This window comes from Bartonella sp. ML70XJBT, assembly GCF_028618425.1.
Taxonomy (GTDB): domain Bacteria; phylum Pseudomonadota; class Alphaproteobacteria; order Rhizobiales; family Rhizobiaceae; genus Bartonella.
Map to the genome: position 1 here is coordinate 1 of NZ_JAQISX010000056.1, position 3,835 is coordinate 3,835.

The window sequence follows — 3,835 nt, forward strand, 5'->3', positions numbered from 1 at the left end:
TGTTGCATCATTCAAACCTGACCAATGAATGCGATTGGGATGATCTGTCAGTTGCATCAGACAAACAAAATCTCCCCAAACCTTCACCAAGCCTGCTCTTGGAGGATCCCCTCCTAAATCTGCAAATCTCTCTGAACTCCGAACATTGAATGCCTGTGGTTTGTCATTTTTGTTCACCGCAATAATGGTTTCAGCAAACAAAGCAAATGACCATTTGTTCTCTTCATTGGCTTGATAGGTCACTCCACTTTGACTGATGTCTTTCCAACTTTGCGTTTGACTGTCATAACTATAAAGCTTTTGCTTCCCTCCCACGATGATCTTAACACCATTGCCACTTCTAAAGGCGATACAACCCAACGGCTTTTCTTCCAAAGGAACCTTAGAAACAACCATTGCACTAGCCATAGGAATATAGCCACCATCTGCCGGTAAAACATTCACAAGCGTATCTGTAAAGCTGCCGTTGACAACCGCAACATCCGGTCTGTAATCAGCGACTGGAAAGTAAACCATCTTAGAAATCCGTTGGAATTATTCTGCTTACGTTATGACGTTGTGAAGTCTCTGCACGCAATTCATGCAACTGCTCATTAAAGTCATTGTAAGCTGCCGTTGCACAATCGGGGTCTTTAAGGATATTCTTGTAAAGTTCATATTTTGCACGCGCCTTAATCAAATCAAAAGCGTGCACAAACCATGGATGCTCCTCATCGACACTCTCTATCTCTGATAAACGCAATGGAGAGAGAATGAGTTGAATCTGATAGGCTTTATCTGGCGTGGGATAAAGATGTAATTTCCTATCAAAATAACTGTAACAAACCGGCGTTCCTTGCTGCTCTGATGATAACAAAGGCTCTAAAGAAACATGGTCTTTCAACTCCAATGCAAGCTTATGATCTTGACCAGAAATTAGATAAACGCTTTTGATTTTAACAGCACTTGCGATATGGCGGGTATCGCTTGCGTCATAAACACCCTTCCCCGCCTGTGTTGTAAACACCACATCACGGCTTTCATTAAAATAAAAACTTTCTCTCTCACAAAAACGAATAGCAGCAAAAATACTTTCTTGGATTTGCGCTATATACTCATCCCCAGTGTCATCAATCTCATCTTGAATGACAGACACGAGGTGTGAAAGCGTTCTCCGATGACGATAAACATTTTGACCAGCCGGTATCGGTCCGCTGGTCCTAACCCGAATATAATGACGCGCCATCAAAATACCTTTTCAATGAAAGATAAAAATTGAAACGAACTTGACATGATATATCATGTGCACTATAGTACTCATATGGTAGCGATAATAAAAACAACAGATGAATTCGATAAATGGTTAGAAAAGCTTAAAGATAGAAAAGCTTCCACTATAATTCTTGAAAGAATTCGTAGAATTCGTTCAGGACTTTTCGGTGATGTTAAATTCTTTCATGGCATAGGAGAATTACGTATCCACTATGGTGCTGGTTACAGAATTTATTTTGCCCAAAAAGGCGATAAAATCATTATATTGCTTTGTGGTGGAGATAAATCCACACAATCCAATGATATTCACAAAGCCCTATCTCTTTTAGAGGATCTTAAAAATGAAATTGAAAACCTTTAACTTTGAAAAACATCTCACAACACCAGAAGCTCAAGAAACCTTTTTAAATGAAGCCTTTAAAACGGGAGATACCGCTTATATTGCCGATGCCCTTGGTCTTGTTGCTCGTGCTCAAAATATGAGTGCCTTAGCAAAAGAAACCAATCGCGAACGCAGTGGATTATACCGCTCCTTAAGCAAAACGGGTGACCCAAAGCTTTCTACCTTAGTTGCTGTATTATCTGCCCTTAATTTACAACTCTCTGTACAATCTTCTACTTCATAAATTAAGGGGGAGTTGATAAATCTCTCCCCTTCATTTCAGTGATTAGTCACGAATTGCACGACCACAACGCATTCACCCGCTGCCGTGGTTTTGTCGCGGGTTGCATAAAGAGTGGTCTCCTTATCATCCCCTACAAAAGCCTTTTGATCTGTTGGCGTAAAGTCCTGTACGCTTTGGGTCTTGATCTCTTTCTCACTGTATTCATTCCCTCCATAGGTACTGCCTATCTTCAATTTTGCTTCCGAGAACGCTGTCTTCACAAAGGCTTTTATCGAAGTAATGACTGCTCCACGGGGTAAAATCCCTATTTTTTCCGTAAGATGCTTATCTTTATGTGAGATATTTAATCGTAAAAAGCTTACTTGTTGGGTATGAAGATTTCTCCCCTGTAAAGGGGCTGGTAATTGATCTGCCATGTCTTTTTTCCTCCTTAATCATTACGCTGCTGCTTCACCGCTGTAGGTGGGGATAACAATCGTTCCAAAATCTTGGGCTGTCTTTGGAAACGGGTTTTCTTCATTCCTATCAAAGTCTTGGCGGCAACACCAAATTCACGCTCATAATCAAAATACTCTTCTTTAAGAGTGTAATGCGTTGCACTATGATTTTTACCAAAACCTATAATCGCACTTTGAGCACCTAAGAACACCGCACGACGAACACTTTTAACGGCTGTAGAATCTGTTGATTTAACACCATGGGTGACATGAATTGCCTCACGTAAAACAACACCATTATACATGCCTAGTGAACCATCAAAGATTGGGTTCTTCGCACGTGACGTCGCATAAACCGATTTTTGGATATCTAACCACTCACCGGCGGCTGTATTAGTACGCAATTGCATCACTTGCGTGGGGTGCAAATACAAAACATACACATCATCACCATTAACATGAACCGGAGAGATTTGGGGATTGGCTAGCTTGGCTTGTTTTACCGCTTCATCAATCAATTTAAGACTAAAGCTATGTTTGGCTTTATCGTTGAGATCTTCATCCTTGGTTTTACCATCGGGACGAATAATACGTTCACTGCTTGGCGCCATAATCGGATTAAAACCATAATGGACTGGTTTAATATAGACTTCTCGACCATCAACATTGATCGTACGCGCTGTATAACCACACACCTGTAAAAAGAACATGATGCTTAAACGATTGGCATACCAGCGAACCAAGCCTTCTTTGGCTTTCTTGCGTAAATTCGGGAGAATTCTCTGTTGGTCAATCGAGTCATCATTGGCGACACGTGCTGCATGTAAGAGCTCGTTAATGACCAACCTATCATTCATAAATTGAAGCGCTTCTTCATTACCCTCTAGAGTTTCGCCTTGAGTGACACCATCTCCGAACAAATTCACAAGCAAACTAAATGTAACACTATCCCCTGCACTCTTATGGGTTTCATTGTAAAGCTGGATAATGCTGTTTGAACTTTTCCCTATCAAGGGGGCAATTTTCGTTGCTTTTAAAACTTCATTGCTTAATTTCTGTGACCACAGTTTTACCGATTGTGGATCATGGGTTCCTATATGTGTTGTTGCCATTTTTGATTTCACCTTTCTTTGCTGTAAAAAACCGGCTTAAAGCCGGTGTAAAATCCGCATCAAAGGCGGATTATGTTGAAAAACTTATTCCCTAATCAGGATCTGCTCCCATAATTTCATAAAAACGCGCTTCATTTTTCGGATTGGCTATCCACGCATCAAATTCCTTCTCTGACATATCGTAAAGAGTTTGTTTGGTCATCGGTCCAACACTACCCCCTCCACCAGAGGCTGTTAAGGTTCTCGCAGAATTCTGCCTACTTTGCAGCGCTGCAACTTGATTATTGCCTTGGACTGCTAGAGTTCTTCTGCCGGATTAACCCCTTTTTGTGCGCAAGTGGCTACAATCGTTCGCAATTCATCCCCTATAATCGCATCTATCGTGCTCTTTTGTGCATAATTGGGATAG

4 protein-coding genes and 3 pseudogenes are annotated in these 3,835 nt (G+C 41.1%); 2 read left to right on the plus strand and 5 right to left on the minus strand.

Annotation, left to right across the window (positions count from 1 at the left end; all coding sequences use genetic code 11):
• A pseudogene (locus PVV65_RS09240) lies at window positions 1–516 on the minus strand (hypothetical protein); the annotation flags it as partial.
• Window position 517: 1 nt separating this feature from the next.
• Window positions 518–1,225, minus strand: coding sequence for a hypothetical protein (locus PVV65_RS09245; RefSeq protein WP_273789966.1), 708 nt, complete (start codon window positions 1,223–1,225; stop codon window positions 518–520).
• 75 nt (window positions 1,226–1,300) lie between these two features.
• On the opposite strand from PVV65_RS09245, the gene PVV65_RS09250 reads away from it, so the two are divergent.
• Both PVV65_RS09250 and PVV65_RS09255 read left to right on the plus strand, forming a co-directional pair.
• Window positions 1,301–1,612 (plus strand): type II toxin-antitoxin system RelE/ParE family toxin, encoded by a 312-nt coding sequence (locus PVV65_RS09250; protein ID WP_273789967.1) that lies wholly within the window; start codon window positions 1,301–1,303, stop codon window positions 1,610–1,612.
• The gene (locus PVV65_RS09255) at window positions 1,593–1,877 is read left to right on the plus strand and encodes an addiction module antidote protein (RefSeq protein ID WP_273789968.1); all 285 of its coding nucleotides are present in this window, start codon (window positions 1,593–1,595) and stop codon (window positions 1,875–1,877) included. The genes PVV65_RS09250 and PVV65_RS09255 overlap by 20 nt, the downstream gene beginning before the upstream one ends.
• A 35-nt stretch (window positions 1,878–1,912) precedes the next feature.
• On the opposite strand, the gene PVV65_RS09260 is transcribed toward PVV65_RS09255, so the two are convergent.
• The 3 genes and pseudogenes from PVV65_RS09260 to PVV65_RS09270 form a co-directional block, all read right to left on the minus strand.
• Window positions 1,913–2,293 carry a hypothetical protein gene (locus PVV65_RS09260; RefSeq protein WP_273789969.1) on the minus strand — a complete coding sequence of 127 codons (381 nt, stop codon included), beginning with the start codon at window positions 2,291–2,293 and terminating at the stop codon, window positions 1,913–1,915.
• A 21-nt stretch (window positions 2,294–2,314) separates the two neighbouring features.
• Window positions 2,315–3,426: pseudogene (locus PVV65_RS09265) on the minus strand (N4-gp56 family major capsid protein).
• Window positions 3,427–3,517: 91 nt separating this feature from the next.
• Window positions 3,518–3,835, minus strand: a pseudogene (locus tag PVV65_RS09270) (hypothetical protein); the annotation flags it as partial.